At 41.0% G+C, this 23,302-nt stretch carries 21 protein-coding genes; 14 read left to right on the top strand and 7 right to left on the bottom strand.

The genetic code is table 11. The features are described from left to right. Positions 1–201: 201 nt before the first annotated feature. The 8 genes from aroK to PR800_RS17020 all read left to right on the top strand — a co-directional run bounded on the left by aroK (position 202) and on the right by PR800_RS17020 (position 7,360). The gene (gene aroK, locus PR800_RS17055) at positions 202–723 is read left to right on the top strand and encodes a shikimate kinase AroK (RefSeq protein WP_004906592.1); all 522 of its coding nucleotides are present in this window, start codon (positions 202–204) and stop codon (positions 721–723) included. A 48-nt stretch (positions 724–771) separates the two neighbouring features. After that, a complete protein-coding gene (aroB, locus tag PR800_RS17050; protein ID WP_166268251.1) occupies positions 772–1,860 on the top strand; it encodes a 3-dehydroquinate synthase in 1,089 nt (362 codons plus the stop codon). A gap of 263 nt (positions 1,861–2,123) precedes the next feature. Next, positions 2,124–3,032, top strand: a complete 909-nt coding sequence (locus PR800_RS17045) for an SPOR domain-containing protein (RefSeq protein WP_166268249.1) — start codon at positions 2,124–2,126, stop codon at positions 3,030–3,032. A gap of 82 nt (positions 3,033–3,114) precedes the next feature. Then, entirely contained in the window at positions 3,115–4,017 is a 903-nt protein-coding gene (gene dam / locus PR800_RS17040) for an adenine-specific DNA-methyltransferase (protein ID WP_102140138.1), read from the top strand. Between the two features lie 15 nt (positions 4,018–4,032). Next, on the top strand, positions 4,033–4,707 hold the full coding sequence (gene rpe / locus PR800_RS17035) for a ribulose-phosphate 3-epimerase (protein ID WP_102140137.1): 675 nt from the start codon (positions 4,033–4,035) through the stop codon (positions 4,705–4,707). Further along, the gene (locus tag PR800_RS17030) at positions 4,704–5,396 is read left to right on the top strand and encodes a phosphoglycolate phosphatase (RefSeq protein ID WP_195697986.1); all 693 of its coding nucleotides are present in this window, start codon (positions 4,704–4,706) and stop codon (positions 5,394–5,396) included. The genes rpe and PR800_RS17030 overlap by 4 nt, the downstream gene beginning before the upstream one ends. A gap of 16 nt (positions 5,397–5,412) precedes the next feature. Further along, a complete protein-coding gene (gene trpS / locus PR800_RS17025) occupies positions 5,413–6,456 on the top strand; it encodes a tryptophan--tRNA ligase (RefSeq protein WP_102140135.1) in 1,044 nt (347 codons plus the stop codon). A gap of 166 nt (positions 6,457–6,622) precedes the next feature. Continuing rightward, entirely contained in the window at positions 6,623–7,360 is a 738-nt protein-coding gene (locus tag PR800_RS17020) for a 3-oxoacyl-ACP reductase family protein (protein WP_102140134.1), read from the top strand. Between the two features lie 72 nt (positions 7,361–7,432). Here PR800_RS17020 and PR800_RS17015 read toward each other — a convergent pair whose 3' ends face one another. The 3 genes from PR800_RS17015 to PR800_RS17005 all read right to left on the bottom strand — a co-directional run bounded on the left by PR800_RS17015 (position 7,433) and on the right by PR800_RS17005 (position 10,020). Continuing rightward, complete coding sequence (locus PR800_RS17015; protein WP_102140133.1) at positions 7,433–8,638, bottom strand: lactate oxidase; 1,206 nt, start codon at positions 8,636–8,638, stop codon at positions 7,433–7,435. Between the two features lie 37 nt (positions 8,639–8,675). Beyond that, positions 8,676–9,242 carry a YceI family protein gene (locus tag PR800_RS17010; protein ID WP_102140132.1) on the bottom strand — a complete coding sequence of 189 codons (567 nt, stop codon included), beginning with the start codon at positions 9,240–9,242 and terminating at the stop codon, positions 8,676–8,678. 100 nt (positions 9,243–9,342) lie between these two features. Further along, positions 9,343–10,020, bottom strand: coding sequence for a hydrolase (locus PR800_RS17005; RefSeq protein WP_102140131.1), 678 nt, complete (start codon positions 10,018–10,020; stop codon positions 9,343–9,345). A 265-nt stretch (positions 10,021–10,285) separates the two neighbouring features. Between PR800_RS17005 and PR800_RS17000 the strand changes: the two genes are divergently transcribed. Next, complete coding sequence (locus PR800_RS17000) at positions 10,286–11,161, top strand: pirin family protein (protein ID WP_272531180.1); 876 nt, start codon at positions 10,286–10,288, stop codon at positions 11,159–11,161. A gap of 44 nt (positions 11,162–11,205) precedes the next feature. Here the strand turns inward: PR800_RS17000 and PR800_RS16995 are convergent, their stop codons facing one another. Further along, complete coding sequence (locus PR800_RS16995; RefSeq protein ID WP_195697984.1) at positions 11,206–12,111, bottom strand: LysR substrate-binding domain-containing protein; 906 nt, start codon at positions 12,109–12,111, stop codon at positions 11,206–11,208. Between the two features lie 187 nt (positions 12,112–12,298). On the opposite strand from PR800_RS16995, the gene PR800_RS16990 reads away from it, so the two are divergent. Then, complete coding sequence (locus tag PR800_RS16990; RefSeq protein ID WP_272531179.1) at positions 12,299–13,984, top strand: ABC transporter ATP-binding protein; 1,686 nt, start codon at positions 12,299–12,301, stop codon at positions 13,982–13,984. Continuing rightward, the gene (locus tag PR800_RS16985) at positions 13,977–15,611 is read left to right on the top strand and encodes an ATP-binding cassette domain-containing protein (RefSeq protein WP_272531178.1); all 1,635 of its coding nucleotides are present in this window, start codon (positions 13,977–13,979) and stop codon (positions 15,609–15,611) included. The genes PR800_RS16990 and PR800_RS16985 overlap by 8 nt, the downstream gene beginning before the upstream one ends. 91 nt (positions 15,612–15,702) lie before the next feature. Here the strand turns inward: PR800_RS16985 and yiiM are convergent, their stop codons facing one another. Together yiiM and sodA are read right to left on the bottom strand one after the other, a co-directional pair. Further along, positions 15,703–16,380, bottom strand: a complete 678-nt coding sequence (yiiM, locus tag PR800_RS16980) for a 6-hydroxyaminopurine reductase (protein WP_231068889.1) — start codon at positions 16,378–16,380, stop codon at positions 15,703–15,705. A gap of 137 nt (positions 16,381–16,517) precedes the next feature. Beyond that, complete coding sequence (gene sodA / locus PR800_RS16975) at positions 16,518–17,144, bottom strand: superoxide dismutase [Mn] (protein ID WP_102140159.1); 627 nt, start codon at positions 17,142–17,144, stop codon at positions 16,518–16,520. Positions 17,145–17,561: 417 nt separating this feature from the next. On the opposite strand from sodA, the gene acs reads away from it, so the two are divergent. From acs to actP, 3 genes are all read left to right on the top strand, one after another. Continuing rightward, positions 17,562–19,517 carry an acetate--CoA ligase gene (gene acs, locus PR800_RS16970; protein ID WP_210844453.1) on the top strand — a complete coding sequence of 652 codons (1,956 nt, stop codon included), beginning with the start codon at positions 17,562–17,564 and terminating at the stop codon, positions 19,515–19,517. Between the two features lie 129 nt (positions 19,518–19,646). Further along, positions 19,647–19,958, top strand: coding sequence for a DUF485 domain-containing protein (locus PR800_RS16965; protein WP_004906633.1), 312 nt, complete (start codon positions 19,647–19,649; stop codon positions 19,956–19,958). Continuing rightward, positions 19,955–21,604 (top strand): cation/acetate symporter ActP, encoded by a 1,650-nt coding sequence (actP, locus tag PR800_RS16960; protein WP_102140124.1) that lies wholly within the window; start codon positions 19,955–19,957, stop codon positions 21,602–21,604. The genes PR800_RS16965 and actP overlap by 4 nt, the downstream gene beginning before the upstream one ends. A gap of 267 nt (positions 21,605–21,871) precedes the next feature. On the opposite strand, the gene PR800_RS16955 is transcribed toward actP, so the two are convergent. After that, entirely contained in the window at positions 21,872–22,300 is a 429-nt protein-coding gene (locus PR800_RS16955; protein WP_272531177.1) for a hypothetical protein, read from the bottom strand. Between the last annotated feature and the right edge of the window lie 1,002 nt (positions 22,301–23,302).

Genomic DNA, 23,302 nt, shown 5'->3' with positions numbered 1-23,302 from the left:
ATCGAAACCTGTAATTTGAAATATGGCACTTTGCATGCTTAGTGCCATATTTATATAGTTGCAATTCAGGTTGATGTATTGAGATAATTTTCTTATCTGATCTCACATCATCACTTATGAGGTTTCAGTTTAGGTCCCGCCGCTAATCTGATTGGCGGGGCGGGTAATCATTAACGAATAATCGTAGTAATACCAAAAAACATGGCAGAGAAACGCAATATCTTTCTGGTTGGACCAATGGGTGCTGGCAAAAGTACTATTGGCCGTCAGTTGGCTCAACAGCTTAATATGGAGTTTTTCGACTCTGATCACGAGATAGAAAAACGCACTGGCGCGGATGTAGGCTGGGTATTCGACCTTGAAGGCGAAGAAGGCTTTCGCGATCGCGAAGAAAAAATCATCAATGAGCTTACAGAGAAACAAGGCATTGTATTAGCAACGGGCGGTGGCTCTGTTAAGTCCAAAGAGACTCGTAACCGCTTATCCGCTCGCGGTGTCGTTGTTTATCTTGAGACCACTATTGAGAAACAACTATCTCGTACACAACGTGACAAAAAACGTCCACTGCTACAAGTTGACGAACCCGCACGTGAGGTACTTGAGAAACTGGCTGACGAACGTAATCCTATGTATGAAGAAATTGCTGATATTACTATTCATACTGATGAGCAAAGCGCAAAAGTTGTTGCCAGCCAAATCATTGAACTATTAGAAAAAAACTAATTATTCATGGTGTTATTTTCAAAAATGAACTCAAGGTGGTAAAGCAAGATGGAAAAAGTCACCGTCACTCTAGGCGAACGTAGTTATCCAATCAATATTGCACCCGGCTTATATCAACAAACGGGGGCGTTTTGGCCATTAACTGCGGGTCAACGAGCAATGGTTGTGACAAATGAAACTCTTGCCCCTATTTATCTCGATAAGATAAAGAATGCCCTTGAATCTTCAGGCGTAAAAGTTGATACCATCATTTTACCCGATGGTGAACAATACAAATCATTATTCATTATGAATGATGTATTTACCGCATTACTTGAAAAACACCATAACCGTGACACCACCCTCATCGCTCTTGGTGGGGGCGTCATTGGCGACCTTACAGGCTTTGCTGCAGCAAGCTATCAGCGTGGCGTGCGTTTTATTCAAGTCCCTACAACCTTATTATCTCAAGTGGATTCTTCTGTCGGTGGTAAAACCGCCGTCAATCATCCATTAGGGAAAAATATGATCGGTGCATTTTATCAACCGGCTTCTGTTGTGGTTGATCTCAACTGCTTGAAAACACTTCCACCAAGAGAACTCGCCTCCGGCTTAGCTGAAGTCATTAAATACGGCATTATCCTCGATAGTGAGTTTTTTAGCTGGCTAGAAGAGAATATTGATGCTCTCCTCTCTCTTGATGACCAAGCGATGGCCTACTGTATTCGCCGTTGTTGTGAACTAAAAGCACAAGTCGTTGCTGCGGATGAAAAAGAAACTAGTGGGTTACGTGCACTATTAAACTTAGGTCATACTTTTGGGCACGCTATCGAGGCGCATATGGGTTATGGCGTCTGGTTACATGGTGAAGCTGTAGCCGCTGGTATGGTCATGGCAGCAAAAACAGCTGAATTGCTTGGTCAATTTACTCCTGAACAAACTCAGCGGGTAGTCACACTTTTAAAGCGTGCATCACTTCCCGTCAAAGGCCCTTCACAAATGAAGCCCGATGATTATCTTCCACATATGATGCGGGATAAAAAAGTGATGGGTGGAAAACTGCATTTAATTTTACCTACCACAATCGGCCATTCGGAAATGCGTTCAGATGTTGATACGCAAACTGTCATTGCGGCAATATCATCCTGTATGCCATAAAACGAAGAAAAAACCGAATATTTACTGACGTTTTAAAATGTTACTGGTAGATGTTCGCTAAAGTCGTTAAATTATACGGTATGCCTACACCTATAGACGAAACTCTGAAAAGCATATTATCAATACCACTTTGGCTAGCGTGGTATTACGAAAGGATATATGCTTTAAAAATAAGCAGCAATGTCCTGCTTGGTCGTTAAGAGGTTGTACTGATAAGAGACATTTTATCTCTACTATAGGCAAATTTTATTCGGGAGAGGAAAATGGACGAATTTAAACCAGATAACCAGCCTCAAGGTCAAAATGACCTTAGGCCAGATACATCAGATAGACCGACAGGGCGTTCACGCCAATCATCTGCTGCAAAACCTAAAATTGCACTCTCACGCCAACATATCATGATCGGCGTGGGTGTCTTAGTTTTATTGCTGCTCATTATTGCTATCAGCTCAGCGTTAAAAGCCCCTACAGAGCATGAAAAGCAACAAACAACGGGTGCAAATAATTCACAAAATATCGACTTATCGGGCTCCTCATCGTTGACAAACTCACAAGGTCAAACGCTATCAGGGCAACCACAAGAAATTACAGGTTCACAAATTACGCCAACGCCAACCCAAGGAGAGCCTCAAACTCAACCAAATGGTCTGGGAGAGCGAATCGAAATACCTGGCGATGTGGTTGATGCCTTAAATCAAGGCCAAGTTTCGGTACCAGGCACTAACCAGCCACAAAATACGACACCGTTAACGCCACCACCGGTTAAACCTGTCGAACAACAACCTGCCGTCAAACCAGTGGCGCCAGAAAAAACACCTGTAAAACCCGTTGAGCAAAAACATCCTGTGCAGACTAAACAGCCAGCGAAATCTACATCAACGGCGAGTAGCCAGGGTAGCAATATCATGTCTGCGCCAGCAGGTAGCTACACATTACAGCTTAGCAGCGCAAGCCGTTCTGATACACTGGAAGCTTTTGCAAAAGAAAACAAGCTGGCCAATTACAAAGTCTATAAAACGATACGTAATGGGCAAACCTGGTATGTTCTTATTCACGGGAATTATAGTTCAGTGACCGATGCCAAAAATGCAATAGGAACCTTACCTGCTGCAGTGCAAGCGAAAAAACCGTGGGTTAGAAATATGAAACAAGTCAAACAGGATCAAAAATAACAACGTTTTTCCCCGGGCGCATTATGTTGTCCTGACAGAGTATAAATGCAGTTACTCTAAACGATTGTAATAATAAGACGGCATGAAAAAAAAACGCGCTTTTTTAAAATGGGCTGGGGGTAAATACCCCCTTGTGGAAGAAATCAAAAAACACCTTCCACAAGGTGATTGCTTAATTGAACCATTTGTTGGTGCGGGGTCAGTGTTTTTAAACACCAGTTACGATTCCTACATACTGGCAGATATTAACAGTGACCTCATCAACCTCTATAATACAGTTAAAGATAATACTGATGCTTTCATTGAAGAAGCCCAGCAAATCTTCACACCTGAATATAATACTTCCGAACAATATTATTTAATGCGTGAAGCCTTTAACCAATCGACCGATACTGAGAAACGCAGTGTCCTTTTTTTATACTTAAACCGCCACTGCTATAATGGGTTATGCCGCTATAATTCTCGTGGTGAATTTAACGTTCCCTTCGGCCGCTATAAAAAACCCTATTTCCCGAAAGAAGAATTACTGTGGTTTGCTGAAAAATCACAAAATGCGACATTTATAACTCAGCATTATGGTGAAACGTTGCTCAATGCAAAAGAGGGGGCTGTTGTCTACTGTGACCCTCCTTACGCACCTTTATCAGATACAGCTAATTTTACGGCGTACCACACGAATTCCTTTAATTCGCTTGAACAACAAAACTTAGCTATTTTGGCACAAAAATTATCAACAGAAAGCAAAATCCCTGTCTTGATCTCAAATCATGATACCCCGATGACAAGAGAGTGGTATTATCAAGCTCAGTTACATATTGTAAAAGTACGTCGCACCATTAGTAGAAATATATTAAACCGGACAAAAGTTAATGAGTTACTGGCATTATATCCGGGTATACCTAATAGCCTTTCTCCTAGACAAACGGATAAGAAAAAAATGCAGCGCCCTGTACCTAGTGCTGAATGGCTCTCAGATAACGATTAATAATCGGAGACAATTATGAAAAACTTTCTCATTGCCCCATCTATTTTATCTGCTGACTTTGCCCGTTTAGGTGAAGATACTGCCAAAGTTCTGGCCGCTGGTGCCGATATCGTGCATTTTGACGTTATGGATAACCATTACGTGCCCAACTTGACGTTTGGGGCGCCTATCTGTAAAGCGCTGCGAGACTATGGAATTACCGCCCCCATCGATGTTCATTTAATGGTCAAACCGGTCGATAGGATCATCCCAGACTTCGCTAAAGCAGGGGCAACTCATATCAGTTTCCACCCAGAGGCCAGTGAACATGTTGATCGCTCATTACAATTAATTCGCGAAAATGGCTGTACTGCAGGGCTAGTATTTAATCCAGCAACTCCACTAAGCTACCTTGATTATGTCATGGATAAAGTTGACATGATCCTGCTAATGTCCGTCAATCCAGGCTTTGGTGGCCAATCCTTTATCCCACAAACTCTCAATAAATTGCGCCAAGTCCGTAAACTCATTGATGAAAGTGGCTATGATATCCGTTTGGAAGTCGATGGCGGGGTTAAAGTTAATAATATTGCAGAAATTGCAGCAGCAGGTGCCGATACTTTTGTTGCAGGTTCCGCAATCTTCGATCAACCAGACTATAAAACCGTCATTGATGCAATGCGTAGCGAATTACAAAAGGTATCTCAATGACTGACATGGTATTAGAGAATATCAAAGCAATAGCTTTCGATTTAGACGGCACTCTTGTAGACAGCGCAGATGGCTTAGCTGAAGCCATCGACAACATGCTAAAAGAACTTGGCTTTTCACCCGCAGGTAAAGAGCGTGTCTCTATTTGGGTTGGTAATGGCGTGGATGTTTTAGTTGAACGCGCGCTTTCTTGGGCTGGTGCCCAAATAACACCCGAGTTACAAAAAGCTGCGCGAGCTAGCTTCGATAAATTCTATGCCATTTCTGTCACAACTGGCAGCGAACTATTCCCTGAAGTGAAAGAAACCTTAGAGCAACTAGCAAAATATGGCCTCCCAATGGGCATTGTGACCAATAAGGCCACACCATTTATTGCACCGCTCTTGAAGAAATTAGGTATTGAACACTACTTTTCTCTTGTCTTGGGTAGCGATGACGTCAAAGCTTTGAAACCACATCCCGCTCCCCTCTACTTAACGATGGGAACATTCGGTTTACGTAAAGAAGAATTGCTTTTTGTCGGCGATTCTCGTAATGATATTATTGCAGCGAAAAACGCTGAATGCCCGTGTGTCGGTCTGACCTACGGTTATAACTATGGTGAATCTATTGCACTGAGTGAACCGAACTGTGTATTAACACATTTTTCTGATTTATTACCTGCAATTGGGTTATCTGAAATAAAATAAGCAAGGACATAACTAAATGAGCACTCCCACTGAAAATTTAAAGCACCCCCAAAAACCAATCGTATTCAGCGGCGCACAGCCTTCCGGTGAATTAACCATCGGTAACTATATGGGTGCATTACGTCAGTGGGTACAAATGCAAGATGACTACGATTGCATTTACTGTATCGTTGACCAGCACGCAATTACCGTTCGCCAAGACCCTATCGAACTGCGTAAAAGAACTCTCGATACACTCGCGCTTTATTTAGCCTGTGGCATTGACCCGAAAAAAAGTACCATTTTTGTACAGTCACATGTGCCGCAACATGCCCAATTGAGCTGGGCGCTTAACTGCTACACCTATTTCGGTGAATTGAGCCGTATGACTCAATTTAAAGATAAATCAGCGCGCCATGCAGAAAATATCAATGCCGGCCTATTTGACTACCCAGTATTAATGGCTGCGGATATTTTAATTTATCAAACAAATCAAGTGCCTGTTGGTATTGACCAGAAACAGCATCTTGAATTGAGCCGAGATATTGCTCAACGCTTCAATGCCATTTATGGTGATATTTTCACAGTACCCGATCCATTCATTCCAACTGGTGGTGGTGCTCGTGTTATGGCATTACAAGATCCAACCAAGAAAATGTCTAAGTCCGATGATAACCGTAACAACGTTATCGCCTTATTAGAAGACCCGAAATCTGTCGTGAAAAAAATCAAACGCGCAATGACTGACTCCGAAGAGCCACCGCGTATTCGTTATGATTTAGAAAATAAGCCGGGTGTTTCTAATTTATTAGACATTATGTCAGGCGTGACTGGCAAAAAAATTGCAGAACTTGAAACAGAATTTGAAGGGCAAATGTACGGTCATCTTAAAGGCGCTGTGGCTGAAGCCGTTTCCGGTATGTTGACCACACTGCAAACTCGTTACCATGAATTCCGTAATGATGAAGCGTTGCTCAACCAAATTATGGATGAAGGCGCAACGAAAGCAGCTGCACGTGCACAAGAAACCCTAGATAAAGTTTACGAAGCAATTGGTTTTGTTAAACGCCCACAACGCTAGCCAAATAAAAAGCGCTCACTCATCAATAGGTGAGCGCTTCCATTAATACATAATCAATTTTTTTCACAAACTCCTTCTATTTTTCTATCTGGAGTCCCCCCATCTTTATCTATTAAATACCTTATCTATTGATTTTAAATTATTTAATTAATAATAAGGGCACCCTATGTTATTCAAAAACAAACATGCTATTGTTCAAGGCGGCTCACGTGGTATTGGTGCGGCTATTGTGAAAAAACTCGCCAGAGACGGGGCCAATGTTACTTTCACCTATGCCTCATCAGATGAAAATGCAAAATTATTGATCACTGAAACAGCGCAATTTCCCGGTAAAGTCATGGCTATCAAAGCCAATAGTGCTAATGAGTATGAAATTACAGCAGCAATCAAACAGTCATTTGATAAGTTTGGATCTATTGATATTTTAATTAACAGTATTGGTATTCTTGAATTTGGTTCAGTAGAAACCCTCTCTCTAGAGTCATTTGATCGTTCCTATTCCCTAAATGTACGCAGCTTATTTATTGCCAGCCAATCCGCATTAGCGGTTATGAATGATAATGGACGAATAATTCACATTGGCAGTGTCAACTCAGAGCGAGTGCCATTTGAAGGCGGGTCTGCCTACGCGATGAGTAAATCAGCCATCATTGGCTTAACAAAAGGCATGGCTAGAGATGTGGCTTCAAGAGGGATAACGGTCAATAACGTTCAGCCAGGCCCCGTAAATACAGATATGAACCCAGAACAAGGCGAGTTTGCAGAGAGTCTGAAACAAATAATGGCCTTAAAACGCTACGCTAGTGCTGATGAAATTGCTGATTTTGTATTGTACTTAGCTAGCCCTGCTGCTGCTTATATCACGGGAGCAAATTTAAATATTGATGGTGGATTCACAGCTTAGTCTTCGCTTTTGCTTATAACAAAAAACGGGATACTTTTCCCGTTTTTCATTAACCAATGAGTTTAACTTTAATTATTGAAAATCTTTGTCGGTATATAACTGAGTTGCTTTTACACCTTCAATATTTTTCGCACCACCTAACATCATATTGATAGATAATTCTTTATTTAATTGCTGAATGACAGAATTAACCCCTTCTGCACCACCTAAATTTAATCCATAAAGAATAGGACGGCCTACAGCCACAACATCAGCACCACTCGCTAAAGCTTTAAATACATGTGAACCACGGCGTACACCACTGTCAAAAACAATAGGAACACGTTTATTCACTACTTTTGCAATTGACGGCAACACATCAAAAGATGCAGGACCACTGTCTAATTGACGACCACCATGATTAGACACCCAAATAGCATCCGCGCCAGCTTTTATCACAACATCAGCATCTTCAGGTGATTGAATACCTTTGACAATAACCGGTAAACCTGACAATTTTTTCACATATTGAATATCTGCTGGCGTAAATGCTTGTTTCGCTTGCGCATAAATTTCACTGATCCCAGCACCTTTACCTGTTTTCGAGCCATCGCTATTTTGCTGAGCAAATAGTTCTAAATTGGCAAAACCTAACGGAAACTGAAAATTATTACGAATATCATCTTCACGATATCCACCAACAGGTGAGTCCACCGTCAAAATGATCGCTTTAGCACCACTTTCTTTAGCCCGTTTCAACGTAAATTCATTGAAAGCCTCGTTTTTACTCATATACAGCTGAAAAAAGAATGGGTTATTTCCCGAAACTTCCGCAACTTCTTCAATAGTTTTATTGCCATAAGTACTGAGAGAAAAAATAGAACCTGCTTTAGCCATACCTTTTGCAGTCGCTATTTCACCCTCTTTATGAGCGAGACCTTGAGCCGCCATCGGCGCCTGAATAATCGGTGTTTTAAGTTTAATACCTAAAAAATCAGTTGATAAATCAATATCTGAAATTTCAATACCTTGCATCACACGTGGCATAATGTATTTTTTATCAAAATGCTGCGTATTTTTATTTAAATTCAGCTCATCTTCAGCACCACCACGGATGTAGCCAAAAGCGCCTTTTTCCATATTTTTTGCCACTTGGCTTTCTAGCTCATCCAAATTGACAATTTTAATTGGGCCTTCTTTATCGCTCGCTTTATATTCAGCAGCTTGAGCCGTCCCTAATGTTAAAGCAACAGCTAATAGTGTTGATGTCACAACGGTATTTTTTTTGAAATTCAACATGATTAATCCTTTACTTTCTTGTACTTATTACCACAAATTATTGTTTAATGGCTTCTGCCTGGATCTTGATAGTGACATTCTGAGTCATACCATCTTTCACTAAGAAATCGATACCCCACTGTGTACGATCAATAGTTGCTTCAAAATCACCACCACAAACATCCGCTTTAAAAATTGGGCTGAAGTAACAACCAAACTTTGTTGTTTTTAATTGAATAGGGTGTGATTCGCCTTTCATTGTCAGTACACCGTCAATAGAAACAGGCTTGTTATCAACGAAATTCCATTTAGACGACTTAAATTCAATCGTTGGGTACTTGGCAACATCTAACATATCTGCACTTTTGATATGATTGTCGAATGCAGGTAAACCTGTATTTAATGTTTCCGCAGGGATGATAACATTCACGCTACCTGTTTGTTTTTCCAGAGAATAAGTCATATCGCCCGTAATATTATGAAATCCACCGCTATTGGTTGAAGTATTAAAATGGTCAATATAGAACACCGCTTTCGTATGCGTTGGGTCTAATTTATAGTCAGCCGCTTGTGCGGTTCCAAAAACAAATAAAGATGCCAATAAAGGTAAAGCTAACTTTTTCATGTACGTTCCTTAAACTTTAAGTGCAAATAAACTGCCCTTATTCGTGATAAAGGCAGCCTTATTTCATTTCGTGAGTTAAATATCGTGAGTATTTCTTTAATTAACGCTCTGAATCTAATTGTTCATTATTTTTTAGAACTTCTTGTGCTTTGCTGTAGCTTTCAATTAATAATTGATAGGCAGGGAAGATTTGCGTGTAAGCCATTGCCCATTCAGCTGCATCTTCACGGTTCCAAGTCCCTTGTAATTCTGAAGCAACCGCAGCAGTATCCATCGGCACCACCCCCGCTTGAACAACTCGAGCCAAGGTAATTTCTTGCGCCATTTTGCTGTAAGTCCCTGATGCATCAATCACCACAAATACTTGGTAGCCATCCATCACCGCACTAATCGCAGGGAACGCCATACAAACACTGGTAATCGTTCCAGCAATAATCAGTTGTTTTTTACCTGTTGCTTTCACGGCCGCCACAAACTCTGGGTTATCCCATGCATTAATTTCACCGCGGCGTGCAATATATTGTGCATGTGGTGCATTTTGATGAATTTCTGGGATCAACGGACCGTTTGGGCCTTGAGGTACAGAAGCCGTTGTTATTACGGGGATTTTTGCAAGAGATGCCATTTTAGCCAGAACAGCGGCGCGAGCACGCAATTCCGTCATTGGCATATCACCTACAGTTTGAAATAAACCACTCTGATGATCGATTAATAACATCACCGCATCTTCTGGGTTAATAGCAGGACGTTGACCATTAAAATTAGCTGGACTACTCATGATGAAACCTCTCAATCGATAAAATATGAAACCTGTTTTTGATTTAAAAATAGAACGATAGCCGCTCCGTTTTTGTGTTATTTAGATTAATTCATCGATTTAAGGCTGAGTAGTCCAGTTTTTGATAAACACTGTTCTATAAATAGAATTATCAGTGCTTATTCTATTGTTCTATTACTGCAACAATGAAACCTATTTTTGCCACTACCCCCTCATTATTAACTCCTTTATTATTCAGTCATCAAAACAATTTAGGAGCAAAACCATGAAAAAAATTATTGGTATCTATCAATCTCCTCGCAGCCATTGGGTAGGAGACGGCTTCCCTGTCCGTTCAATGTTTAGCTATAACGATCATGGGAAATACCTTAATCCGTTTATTTTACTCGACAGAGCGGGGCCTTTTGATTTCCCAAGCTCAAATTCAGCAAACAGAGGCGTTGGTGAGCACCCACACCGTGGGTTTGAAACAGTCACGATTGTGTATGATGGCGAAGTGGCTCACCATGACTCTACGGGTGAAGGCGGTGTGATAGGCCCTGGTGATGTTCAGTGGATGACTGCGGCATCCGGTATTTTGCATCAAGAGTATCAGTCTGATACCTTCATGAAAAAAGGTGGCACACTTGATATGGTGCAACTGTGGGTCAATTTGCCAGCAAAAGACAAATTAGCGGCCCCCGGCTACCAGTTGTTAGAAAGCCAAAGCATACCAAAAGTTGCATTACCCAATGATGCAGGTACATTGCGAGTGATCGCTGGTGACTATTTGGGCAATATAGGTGCAGCAAAAACCTTTAGTCCATTAGATGTATGGGATTTACAGCTGAACAAAGGTAAAACTGTGGGTATCCCAACCAAAGCGGGGCGCCATGTTGGTTTAGTCATGTTACGCGGCTCAATGTTTGTTGATGGTCGTTCCGCTTTAAACGAAGGCGAGTTGATGATCCTCGACGATACAGACAGTAATATTCTGTTGGAAGCTACGGAAGACGCATTAGTACTGCTGCTCAGTGGCGATCCCATTGACGAGCCAGTTGTTGGCTACGGCCCTTTTGTGATGAATACTGTTCAAGAAATCAATGAAGCCATAAATGATTTCAACAGTGGGAAATTTGGGCGCATTCCTGAAACACAATAAATGACGAATATTTCCCTGATAGCCTAATGCGCTATCGGGGAAATTTATTTCACCGACGGTGAAATATTATCGGCCAAATAATTCAAGAGTAATTGAATTGATGGCAACAACCCTTTGCGTGATGGATATACAGCATGAATGATATCTTCAGGAAACTGCCATTTCGGTAATACCTCTACCAGACTCCCTGACCCAATGTCTTTTTCTACCACACCATAAGGCAGCCTTGCTATCCCGACACCTTTCAGTGCCGCATGGTATAACGTTAAGATATCGGTTGTCGCTAACTTGGGGGTAAAATGCTGCGTAAAACTAAGATCATCACTATTTTTAAGGGTTAACGTGTAATTTTGTGAGTGCTCCGTATTCGCTAACATTGGGTAATCCACCAGCTTTTCTGGTTCAGTAAGTTCACCCCGCTCTGTGAATAATTGTGGGCTAGCCACTAATATACGTCGTGAATACCCAAGTACCTTCATCATTAAGCCTGAATCATCCAATGGTAATGAGCGCACGCGAATAGCTAAATCCAACCCTTCACTGATCACATCAACAGGTCGGTTAACTGCTAAAATTTGAATGTCGATATCAGGATATTGCACCATAAAATTAACAAGTAATTCATTGAGATAAACTTGCAATAGCGCGACGGGGCACGATAATTTAATTATCCCTTTAGGGTGAGACTGAACAGAACATATCAATTCATGAGCAATTTCAGCTTCATCAACCACATTTTTACACTGCTGATAAAATACTTGCCCTACTTCTGTGACATGAAACTGGCGAGTAGAACGATAAATCAATGAAACATTTAACTTTTGTTCTAATTCTGCGATGCGACGACTTAATTTAGACTTAGGGATCCCTAGCGCCAGACCCGCTTGTGAAAAACCACCATATTCGACAACTTTCACAAAATAGTAGAGATCGTTTAAATCATATTGCATCTCACGCCCCTTAACATTCCCAATCGCAATATCACCATCTTACTAAAAACCCCAAAAAAGCGCTTTAAAAATGAATACGGCCAATTAAAGCCTGCAAACAAAACAAATAGTCTGGCAAGCAAAACAACTAATTCACGATAACAAAGCGAAATAAATTAAAGTGATGGATTCGCAATGGAGGTTTCGCATGTACCGCGCACTTTGGGAACAACTTTGTCCCTATCGCTTCACATTATTATTTGCACTTATTTTACAAGCTATTGCAGGCCTCTGTTCACTCATTCCATTAATAGCAATTAGCCAAGTTGCTGCCACACCCGTTCATCAATATTATGAGTGGGTCGTTATTGCGTCCATTGGTGGTGTAAGTTGGCTAATTTGCCAAACTCTTGCTTTGTATTTAACACATCAAACGGATAACCACCTCTGCTACCACGTTAGACTACAACTTCTTGATAAAATAGAAAAACTCCCACTAAATCACTTTGCCCAACACGGTAGAGACGGTTTTTTGCAAATTGCGGAGCGTGATGTGCGTGGGTTGCATCAATTAACCGCTCACGCCCCCGCAGATATCACAAAACTAATTATCGTCCCCACAGCAGCCACTCTTATTCTATTATGGCAAAATGTACTGCTCACCCTTTTTTGCTTAATGCCATTAATTGCCTCTATTTTTTTATTTAGACAAATGCGTTCTGTACGCTATCAGGCACTCTACACCTCACGTAACCAGGCAATGGGCTTCCTATATGAACAATACGCGGAACTCGCAGATAACCCGCTACAAGCTAGGCAATACCCCAACCAATCAATTCAAAAAAAAGCATCACAAGCTTTATCTCAATTTGAAATCGCCTTTCATCGATGGATAAGCAAAATAGGCGCCTTGAGCTCACTGACCCAAGTCGGTATCAGCAGCACATTGCTTTCATTATGGGTAATTGTAGGGGTTTCATTACTACCTGAGCCCGTACCTCTTGCTCAAGTGATTTTATTCATTTTATTAATTAGCAGTATCGCTGCACCTGTTGCAGCAATGGGGCATGGCGCAGACGCCTTAAACCTTGCTGTCAATGCATCAGAGCGTATTCACCAACTTCTCGCTGAACCAGATATGCATTACGGAGAAAAAGACGTTAGCACGTCCCAAGGTGAGCTCAAACTTGTTCAAGTTGACGTTAAAATAGGTAATAACCCAATATTATCGAATATTAACATCACCGTTGCTCCCAACGAATTTATGGCTATTGTCGGGGCATCAGGTGCGGGAAAAAGTACTTTATTACAGCTTATGGCTCGCTTTTTAGACCCAACAGTAGGAAATGTGCTCTTTAACTCGGTTCCATTACCACAGCTATCATTAACCAGTTTGAACCGTACGGTTTCCATCGTCATGCAAAACACCCCGCCCTTACCTTGTTCTGTTCGTGAAAATCTACAGTTGTTTGCCCCAAATGCCACTGAAGATGAAATGTACCGTTATCTTGATGCTCTCAACTTATTATCGCTTGTGAAACAACAATCTAAAGGGCTGGATGCCGTAATAGGACAAGATATGCAGCTGTCCGGTGGGGAAGCTCAACGCCTTGCCATTGCACGTGCGCTGCTATCACCAGCGCCTTTATTACTGCTTGATGAGCCAACATCCGCGCTTGACCCACAAAATGCACAACGGGTTCTGAATTTATTGCATACCGAGCCACGAACCTGTGTATTAATTACCCATGACTTAAGCGGCTTGGGCCTAGTAGATCGCGTATTACTGTTAGACAGAGGGAAATTAATCGCACAAGGCTCGCATCAACAACTTTCAATGCAGTCAGAACCCTATCAGCAACTTTTACGCGCTCTGGAGGATGACTGTGCTTAAGCGTTTACTGTACACAGTACGTAATGCCATATTTTGGATGGCGCTAAGCGCTGTTTTAGAAGGCGTTAGCGGGTTATTTTTATTTGTTGTTATTTTAGATTGGCACCTTCATACCACAGTACCATTAACGCTTTTCGCTCTTTCTAGTTTATCTGCATTAGCCGTAACATTTATCGCCACTCAAAAAGGCTATTTTGCTGGGGGATTAGTGATGCGTTATCTTGCTACGGCACTTATTCGCCATCTACCGCTTTCATTACAACCCATATCAAACAGTAATCAGCTAATTTCAGGGCCTGTTTCACAGGTTATGTCTGTGCCCGCACATTTATTACACCCAATTATCAGTGGGTTAGTAACACCCTGCACTATCGTAATTGGCGCTTTAATTTATCAAATTAGTTTTGGTGCCATTTTACTATTTATAATCAGTATTTTATTAATATCCTTACGTTTTTCCGCCACTAAAGTTGCCTTTTTTGAGCAAGCCGTTCATGAGTCAGAACAACAAGCAGTGAGTGCACTCAATCAATATGCCCTCCACCAGCCATTAATTCGTCGCTCAAGCGCTCACCATGAGCAACTGCACCCTAAACTTGCCTTAGCGTCCCAATATCAAACTCAAAAACAGCTACAACGAAGAAGTTTGCCATTTCACTTATTATTTTCATTGATGGTGCAAACTGCGTTTATTACGCTCTTTGGATTCGGTATTTATTTAGTTGATCATGCAAAGATGCCACTAAACATGTGGCTAGCAGGGTTAGTTTTATTAGCTCGCTTAATTGAACCTATGTGGCTGCTTTCTCATTTAGACCAATCAATTAGGCAGATGAAAAAAGCAGTTCAACAAATCGAGAAAGCCTTGCAGACTCCAGTGTTGGTGTTTCCTTATCGTACATCAGCGCCCACCATCAATAGCGTTAGCTGTGAACAATTATCATTTTACAGTGATAATAAAAAATGCATTCTGCAAAATATAAACCTTACTTTTAAGGAACATACGCTTACCGTCATTGTAGGCCCATCAGGAGCAGGGAAAAGTACATTATTAGGCTTGCTTGCTCGCTTACAAGACCCAACACAGGGCTGTGTGAATTATGGTAGTCAAAATATTAAAACCCTATCACAAGCAGTGTTGTGCGCTAGCCGGGGGATCTTATTACAAGACAGCCGTTTATTTTACGGTAGCGTACGCCAAAACTTGATACTTGATGATGATAATATTGATGACCGGGCTATCAGCACATTACTGACACAACTTAATTTTACAGCCAATCATGAGTTCTTAGAGAAAGAGGTTGGTGCCGGTGGTATGCAACTTTCTGGCGGCCAAAGGCAACGACTGTGTATTGCGAGGCTAATGCTACAGCACCCTGACATCATTTTAATGGATGAACCAACGGCAAGCCTTGATAACGTCAATACCGCCTCAGTGATTGACCTTATAACTCAAGCCAAACAGCAAACACGGGTCATCGTCACCCACCTGCCCAATCTTGCACGCCAAGCAGACTCTATTGTGTATATGGAGAACGGGAACGTGATCGCTCAGGGGACACATCCCGAATTAATGGCGAATATCCCGTGGTACCAACAGTTTATACAACAAACGCCTAAGACATAGGCATTCTTAGTATCGCACGTTATATTGCTAGCAAGCGATTATGGCTAAATACTCCCTTTGCTATAAGCGCACAATGGCTTTTCACTGGTGATTAACGCTTACCAAACAGACGGTGCTTAAACTCTTCAATGCGGTGGTTATCTAAACGGTTTTGCATGGTTAAGCTCCAACTTGCAGATAACCCTGCTGCGCTTAAAAGGCGCTGATATAACTCTTCATCATAAGGGGCGTGAAATGCAATCATAATGGCTTCTTGTACCGAGATATCACTATTGCGGCTCAATAATGTTAATGGCGCATTTTCACTAACATTGCCCGTTTTAATGACACGGTACAGCCAACCACAGCGCCCATTGTCTTGCATCATCTGTGCAAAATTTTCAATTCCTGTTAACCCATTGAGCTTATAACAAGGGGAACGAGGTTGCGTGACCTGAATGCGCGCATCACCCCAAGCAAAAATATCCCCAATAAATACGTTTTCTTCTGTCATACCCATCGTTGATATATTTTCTCCAAATGCGGAGGCAATAAATAAATCCGTTAAATCTGGATACGCATTAGCCCAAAAGTCATAATGGTCACGTGGATAATGGCAAAGAGCTCTATCAGGCCCGCCATGGAAGCGTTTTTCAGCTTGTTCGTCTCCCTCAAGCCCTAATTGCCCTAACATCAATAACCCATCGGCAGCTTGCTTATGAATAGCACTGTGCCCACAGGACTGTGTTGCTTGGACTTTACCGATAAAGACTTGGGGTAGGAATAACATGGGCGGCGCTCTCCACATAAATTGGTGACGGAACCTTCATCATAAAGAATGCCAATAGAGATAACAATCGGGTGGGGTATAAATAAAAAAGCGCAGCATTAACGCTACGCTTATGGTAAATAAATTATCTTATAAAATTATTTAGCTTTTGCTGCAAAACGTGCCGCAGCTTCATCCCAGTTCACAACTGACCAGAATGCTTTAATATAATCAGGGCGGCGGTTTTGGAATTTCAGATAATAAGCGTGTTCCCATACATCTAAACCGATGATTGGGTAACCAGATGCACCTGAAATAGCCTCACCCATTAATGGATTGTCTTGGTTCGCTGTTGAAACAACAGCTAATTTACCGTCATCTTTCAGAACCAGCCACGCCCAGCCAGAACCGAAACGGGTTGCAGCGGCTTTTTCAAACAGTTCTTTAAATGCATCAACGCTACCGAAATCACGTTCAATCGCAGCTTTCAGTTCGCCTTTTAATTCAGTATTTAATTTCAAACCTTTCCAGAACATGCTGTGATTTGAATGTCCACCCGCGTTATTACGGACAAACGTACGTTGATCAGCAGGGATTTGGTCTAATTTTTGGATCAGAACATCGATATCTAAACCCGCTAATTCAGGCAGTTTTTCTAACGCTGTATTGGTGTTAGTCACATAGGTTTGATGATGCTTAGTATGGTGGATTTCCATGGTTTGCTTGTCAAAGTGTGGTTCCAATGCATCATAAGCATAAGGTAAAGCAGGTAATGTATAACTCATATTATTGTCTCCAGTGACGTAAATACCGCTATGTTTCTCATTTTTACCACAAGGCTCATAGGGTAAACACTTGCGTAACTTCGCACCTTGTGAATTACTATCTATTATAGTTATTTTACTGTTAATGAAAATCATTATCAAACCCACAGTAAATATATGGATATTTATATTCGCTATGAGAGCTCGTTTATTCAGTAACTAATACCAATAACCCCACCTTTTATTTTTCTTTAAATCTACCTTTTGTTATATTTTTAGTCTTATATTTCAATTTGATATTTAGCATCAAATGATAATCCTGCAAATCTCATTACAATTAATACGTGATCTTCCGCGCAAAAGAAAAACAAATTTAAAATTCGTGCTTTAGTTAACCATTTTTTGACATAGTATTAACATCTGCAAGGAGATAATAATATGACTCAAATAACTAAACATCCCGTTCCTGCTGAAATTGCAAAAAATGCCCTGATAAACGAACAACAGTATAACGATGAGTACCAACGCTCGATTCAAGACCCTGAAGGATTTTGGGGCGAAAAAGGAAAAATCGTTGATTGGATTAAACCTTACACTCGTGTCAAGAACACCTCTTTCGACCCCGGCCATATTGATATCCGCTGGTTTGAAGACGGTACATTAAATTTAAGTGCTAACTGTTTAGATCGCCATCTGGCTGAAAAAGGTGACCAAACAGCGATTATTTGGGAAGGCGATGACCCTTTATCGTCAAAAAATGTTACTTACCGCGAACTGCACCATGATGTATGTCAGTTTGCTAATGTCCTGAAACAACAAGGTATTCGTAAAGGCGATGTTGTCGCCATTTACATGCCTATGGTTGTTGAAGCTGCTGTCGCGATGCTAGCCTGTGCCCGTATTGGCGCGATACATACGGTCATTTTTGCTGGTTTCTCCCCTGAAGCTGTCTCTGGTCGCGTTATTGACTGTAAAGCGAAGCTCATCATCACCGCAGATGAAGGCTTACGTGCTGGCCGTGCAATTCCATTAAAGAAAAATGTGGATGACGCACTCGCTAATCCGCAAGTCACTACGGTTTCTCATGTGATTGTTTACCAACGCACAGGTAACGCACCGAGCTGGGTAGAAGGCCGTGATCTCTGGTGGCACGACGTCATCAAAGGGGTCAGTGCAAACTGCCCTCCTGAAGAAATCAACGCAGAAGACCCGCTCTTTATCCTGTACACCTCGGGTTCTACAGGTAAGCCAAAAGGCGTTCTGCATACCACTGGCGGTTATTTAGTCTATGCCACACTGACATTCAAGTACACCTTCGACTACCATCCGGGTGAAGTCTATTGGTGTACTGCTGATGTCGGCTGGGTAACAGGCCATAGTTATTTGTTATATGGGCCATTATCCAATGGCGCTAAAACATTAATGTTCGAAGGGGTACCTAATTACCCATCAGTTAACCGAATGAGCCAGGTGGTTGATAAACACCAAGTCAATATCCTTTATACTGCGCCAACCGCCATCCGCGCATTAATGGCTGAAGGCGATAAAGCCATTGAAGGTACTGACCGCAGCTCATTACGAATTCTCGGCTCCGTGGGGGAACCCATTAACCCTGAAGCTTGGGAATGGTTCTATAAAAAAATTGGTAATAGCCGTTGTCCAGTGGTTGATACCTGGTGGCAAACGGAAACGGGTGGTTTCATGATCACACCGCTCCCGGGAGCAACTATGTTAAAACCGGGGTCTGCAACATTGCCATTCTTCGGTGTTCGCCCTGCGTTAGTTGATAACCTTGGTGAACCTATAGAAGGCGCCACAGAAGGCAATTTAGTTATTGTCGATTCATGGCCGGGTCAAGCCCGAACCTTATTTGGCGATCACGAACGCTTCGAGCAAACCTATTTCTCAACCTTTAAAGGCATGTACTTTAGCGGTGATGGTGCTCGTCGTGATGAAGATGGTTACTATTGGATTACCGGCCGTGTTGACGATGTACTGAATATTTCGGGCCACCGTCTAGGTACGGCAGAAATAGAATCCGCCCTCGTAGCACATCCGAAAGTGGCTGAAGCGGCTGTGGTCGGTATTCCTCATAATATTAAAGGCCAAGCAATCTACGCTTATGTCACATTAATATCTGGGGTTGAGCCATCACCAGAGCTATACACCGAAGTTCGTAATTGGGTTCGTAAAGAAATTGGCCCAATTGCTACACCAGATGTTCTTCACTGGACGGATTCACTACCCAAAACCCGTTCCGGTAAAATCATGCGTCGTATCCTACGTAAAATTGCATCAGGGGACACCAGTAATTTTGGAGATACCTCCACTCTGGCCGATCCAGGTGTTGTCGAAAAACTACTCGAAGAAAAACAGTCTATGAGTATGTCATAACGCTAAAAGGCCAACTCATTGAGGCGGCCTTACATACATCCCAACAAGATGGTTTACTCTAAATAATTCGAGGTGCAGTCAACAATGCTGCAGCTTGAAGTATGACGAGTATAACAGAGGAGAACTCTGATGAATGCTACTGCTTACGAAAAGGTAGAGGATAACCCTCGCTTTAAAGAACTGGTTAGGAAACGTAGTCGCTTTTCATGGTTGTTATCAATAATAACGCTCGTGCTGTATGTTGGATTTATTTTTCTTATCGCTTTTGACCCAAGCTGGCTAGGAACACCGATATCCGAAGGTTCATACATCACAAGAGGGATCCCTGTTGGTGTCGGCCTAATTGTCATTTCATTTGTACTCACTGGGCTTTACGTTATCCGAGCCAACGGTGAATACGACCGTTTAACCGCAGAAATTTTAAAAGAGGTAGAAAAATGAAAATATTGCTCTCACTCATTCTCTTTTTTACCTCATCAATGGCGTTTTCTGATGCATTGACAGGGGATGTTGAACGCCAGCCTGTGAATATTCAGGCAATTGTGATGTTCTTACTGTTTGTCGGCTTCACTTTGTATATTACCTACTGGGCGTCAAAAAGAACGCGTTCTCGCTCTGATTACTACACTGCGGGTGGGAAAATTACCGGTTTCCAAAACGGGATGGCTATCGCTGGCGACTTTATGTCTGCTGCCTCCTTCTTAGGGATCTCTGCTCTGGTTTATACTTCTGGCTATGATGGCCTGATTTATTCAATTGGCTTCTTAATTGGCTGGCCGATCATTCTATTCTTAATTGCCGAGCGCTTACGTAATTTAGGTCGTTATACCTTCGCTGATGTCGCTTCTTATCGATTAAAACAAAGACCCATTCGTATTCTATCTGCGGTTGGCTCTCTAGTTGTTGTTGCACTGTACCTTATCGCTCAAATGGTTGGCGCGGGTAAATTGATTGAATTGTTATTTGGTCTCAATTACCACGTCGCGGTTGTTATCGTGGGTATCTTGATGGTGCTATATGTCCTATTTGGTGGAATGTTAGCCACAACTTGGGTGCAAATTATTAAAGCCATCTTGTTATTAGCAGGTGCAACATTCATGGCCGTTATGGTTATGAAGCATGTTGGCTTTAATTTTAACACTCTGTTTAAAGAAGCGGTTGAAGTTCATAAAAATGGTATTGCCATTATGAGCCCGGGAGGACTGGTTTCCGACCCAATATCCGCCTTATCCCTTGGTCTTGCTTTGATGTTTGGTACTGCAGGTCTCCCTCACATAATTATGCGATTCTTCACAGTCAGTGATGCAAAAGAAGCACGTAAAAGTGTGTTCTATGCCACTGGCTTTATTGGTTATTTTTACATATTAACCTTTATTATTGGTTTTGGTGCCATCGTTCTAGTCAGTTCCAATCCTGCATTTAAAGATGCAACTGGAGCACTTATCGGTGGAACAAATATGGCAGCTGTTCACCTTGCAGATGCCGTCGGTGGTAACTTCTTCTTAGGCTTTATTTCTGCGGTTGCCTTTGCCACCATCCTTGCTGTTGTTGCCGGTTTAACACTAGCGGGTGCCTCTGCGGTTTCCCATGACTTGTATGCGATGGCAATGAAAAATGGTAAAGCAGATGAAAAAGATGAATTACGTGTCTCTAAAATTACCGTTGTTATCTTAGGTTTTGTTGCGATTGGTTTAGGTATTTTGTTTGAAAAACAAAATATTGCCTTCATGGTTGGTTTAGCCTTCTCTATCGCTGCCAGCTGTAATTTCCCGATCATTTTACTGTCGATGTACTGGCGTAAGCTGACAACTCGCGGTGCATTGGCTGGTGGATGGTTCGGTTTAATTACCGCAGTTGTCCTGATGATTTTAGGACCAACCATCTGGGTTAGCATTCTTCATCATGAAAAACCTATATATCCATATGAATATCCAGCACTTTTCTCCATGGCTGTTGCATTTATTGCTTCATGGTTATTCTCGGTGACGGATAATTCAGAACAAGGAAAAATGGAAAGAGAGCGCTTTAAAGAGCAATTTGTTCGTTCACAAATTGGACTAGGTATTGAACAGGGTAAATCACACTAAACCTAACTTTATTGCCACACCAAACGGCTCAGTATATCGAGCCGTTTTTTATTAATAGTTTATTTAAGCCTACACTAGTTTCACCATTAATTTTCTTAATTTTATCTAATAAATCAACAGGCTAAATGAACTCACATAAATGAAATGATAGTATAATTTGCCCCTATTACTCATAAGTTTTGTGTAAAAAAAATCCTTCTTTCTATGTAGAGAAAAGAAGGATATTAATAATATTAAAAAACTTATTTTTGTTTTCGTTATTCGATACTATCTTGCATAGTGTTGTCTTTCTACATCAGCCCAATTTTCTACTAGTGAATAAAACTCTGCTGAACTTGTTTTTCTTTCTTCTTGTAATTTTTTAAATTCTTGCTTGTTTTTCGGCGTGTAACGAGAAAGTAGCTGGTCTAATACAATATTTTTATCTGCGAATTGGGAACCCAGTTTTAATTTTTTATACAGCACTGCGGTAATAAACCCACTGATAGCGAGCATTCCAATGACAGTGGCAAAGCTATAGTCAATGCCAAGGGTATTTCTCAGCGCATTTAACAGTAAAAAAGGAACAAAAAACATCACTAATAAAGAAAGAATCGTTGCGCCATCTTGGCCATTATTAAACTCATTTTCTTTCTGTTTGTTTACAGAAATAATTTGGTCGAAAATTCGATGATTAGCGCTTTCTGATTTATTCATATGACCCACCTTTGCTATACAAATATTGTTTACACGAAATACCATCCATTAAAAGGTATAACTTGCTTAGCCGGCCTATCTTTCATATCGGGATGTAAGTTTCTTTCCTTTGAAAATTTCACTTATAAGCAAACTTCATCGGTAACATGATAGCTGGATATACCATTAACTACTTAACACAGTATAAATGTAAGAAATTGAAACATCAATTTAACAATTTTTATATAAAAAAATAAACAATCGAGCACTTATTTATTAAAAATAAACTAACAAAATAGTAAACTTACATATGAGTAAAATTGATTAATTTACTTTTATCTATTGATATTAATGAGTTTATTGTTCAAGAAATGACTTCTTTGGGTTACTTAATTAACACCATAAAAACCATTAAGATTATAAACATTACAGATCAGGTTAAGGCCAATTCTGTCAGATAGTTTCATTAAGTCATTATTTTTTTTAATAGATCATAAATTACCTATCATCCAGAGAGTCAAATCACACAGCAATTGTACTCGGAGAGATAAACTCACCTAACCCACCCCCTATTGCCCTTACTGTAAAGCTGAGTTTGATTTTATTGACTTACCTGCACTTAATTAAGAAATAAGTGAGCTGTTACTTACTACTTTGGCTCAAGCAGTTACATTCTCTGGAGTAATAGATAATTATCAACAAACTATATCCATTTGATTTTATTGACTTACCTGCACTTAATTAAAAAATACGTGAGCTATTACTTACTAATTTGGCTCAAGTGATGTCATTCTCTGCATTAATAGATAACTATCAACAAACTATATCCATTTAATTTTATTGACTTACTTTCTCTTAATTAAGAAATACGTGAGCTGTTACTTACTACTTTATATCCAGAATTTTCATTCACAGAGCCAATGCCACTAAGAGTCACCTATCGATTGCCTAACCTAACTCTCTCAACTCTTTTTACCCCACAGCCATCACTTATATCTCCGCGCGCTCTTCAACACGTGAGTT

Source organism: Providencia sp. PROV205 (assembly GCF_028479505.1).
Taxonomy (GTDB): Bacteria; Pseudomonadota; Gammaproteobacteria; order Enterobacterales; family Enterobacteriaceae; genus Providencia; species Providencia huaxiensis.
This window is presented reverse-complemented; position numbering and strand designations above follow the sequence as displayed.

What these genes read in the sequence shown, in the direction of transcription:
- PR800_RS16990 (WP_272531179.1), top strand. Translation starts at nt 12,299, where the DNA reads ATGTACCGCGCACTTTGGGAACAACTTTGTCCCTATCGCTTCACATTA.
- rpe (WP_102140137.1), top strand. Translation starts at nt 4,033, where the DNA reads ATGAAAAACTTTCTCATTGCCCCATCTATTTTATCTGCTGACTTTGCC.
- yiiM (WP_231068889.1), bottom strand. Translation starts at nt 16,380, where the DNA reads ATGTTATTCCTACCCCAAGTCTTTATCGGTAAAGTCCAAGCAACACAG.
- PR800_RS16965 (WP_004906633.1), top strand. Translation starts at nt 19,647, where the DNA reads ATGAATGCTACTGCTTACGAAAAGGTAGAGGATAACCCTCGCTTTAAA.
- PR800_RS17010 (WP_102140132.1), bottom strand. Translation starts at nt 9,242, where the DNA reads ATGAAAAAGTTAGCTTTACCTTTATTGGCATCTTTATTTGTTTTTGGA.
- PR800_RS16995 (WP_195697984.1), bottom strand. Translation starts at nt 12,111, where the DNA reads ATGCAATATGATTTAAACGATCTCTACTATTTTGTGAAAGTTGTCGAA.
- PR800_RS17005 (WP_102140131.1), bottom strand. Translation starts at nt 10,020, where the DNA reads ATGAGTAGTCCAGCTAATTTTAATGGTCAACGTCCTGCTATTAACCCA.
- aroB (WP_166268251.1), top strand. Translation starts at nt 772, where the DNA reads ATGGAAAAAGTCACCGTCACTCTAGGCGAACGTAGTTATCCAATCAAT.
- dam (WP_102140138.1), top strand. Translation starts at nt 3,115, where the DNA reads ATGAAAAAAAAACGCGCTTTTTTAAAATGGGCTGGGGGTAAATACCCC.
- PR800_RS17045 (WP_166268249.1), top strand. Translation starts at nt 2,124, where the DNA reads ATGGACGAATTTAAACCAGATAACCAGCCTCAAGGTCAAAATGACCTT.
- PR800_RS17020 (WP_102140134.1), top strand. Translation starts at nt 6,623, where the DNA reads ATGTTATTCAAAAACAAACATGCTATTGTTCAAGGCGGCTCACGTGGT.
- sodA (WP_102140159.1), bottom strand. Translation starts at nt 17,144, where the DNA reads ATGAGTTATACATTACCTGCTTTACCTTATGCTTATGATGCATTGGAA.
- PR800_RS17000 (WP_272531180.1), top strand. Translation starts at nt 10,286, where the DNA reads ATGAAAAAAATTATTGGTATCTATCAATCTCCTCGCAGCCATTGGGTA.
- PR800_RS16955 (WP_272531177.1), bottom strand. Translation starts at nt 22,300, where the DNA reads ATGAATAAATCAGAAAGCGCTAATCATCGAATTTTCGACCAAATTATT.
- PR800_RS17015 (WP_102140133.1), bottom strand. Translation starts at nt 8,638, where the DNA reads ATGTTGAATTTCAAAAAAAATACCGTTGTGACATCAACACTATTAGCT.
- actP (WP_102140124.1), top strand. Translation starts at nt 19,955, where the DNA reads ATGAAAATATTGCTCTCACTCATTCTCTTTTTTACCTCATCAATGGCG.
- aroK (WP_004906592.1), top strand. Translation starts at nt 202, where the DNA reads ATGGCAGAGAAACGCAATATCTTTCTGGTTGGACCAATGGGTGCTGGC.
- PR800_RS17030 (WP_195697986.1), top strand. Translation starts at nt 4,704, where the DNA reads ATGACTGACATGGTATTAGAGAATATCAAAGCAATAGCTTTCGATTTA.
- acs (WP_210844453.1), top strand. Translation starts at nt 17,562, where the DNA reads ATGACTCAAATAACTAAACATCCCGTTCCTGCTGAAATTGCAAAAAAT.
- trpS (WP_102140135.1), top strand. Translation starts at nt 5,413, where the DNA reads ATGAGCACTCCCACTGAAAATTTAAAGCACCCCCAAAAACCAATCGTA.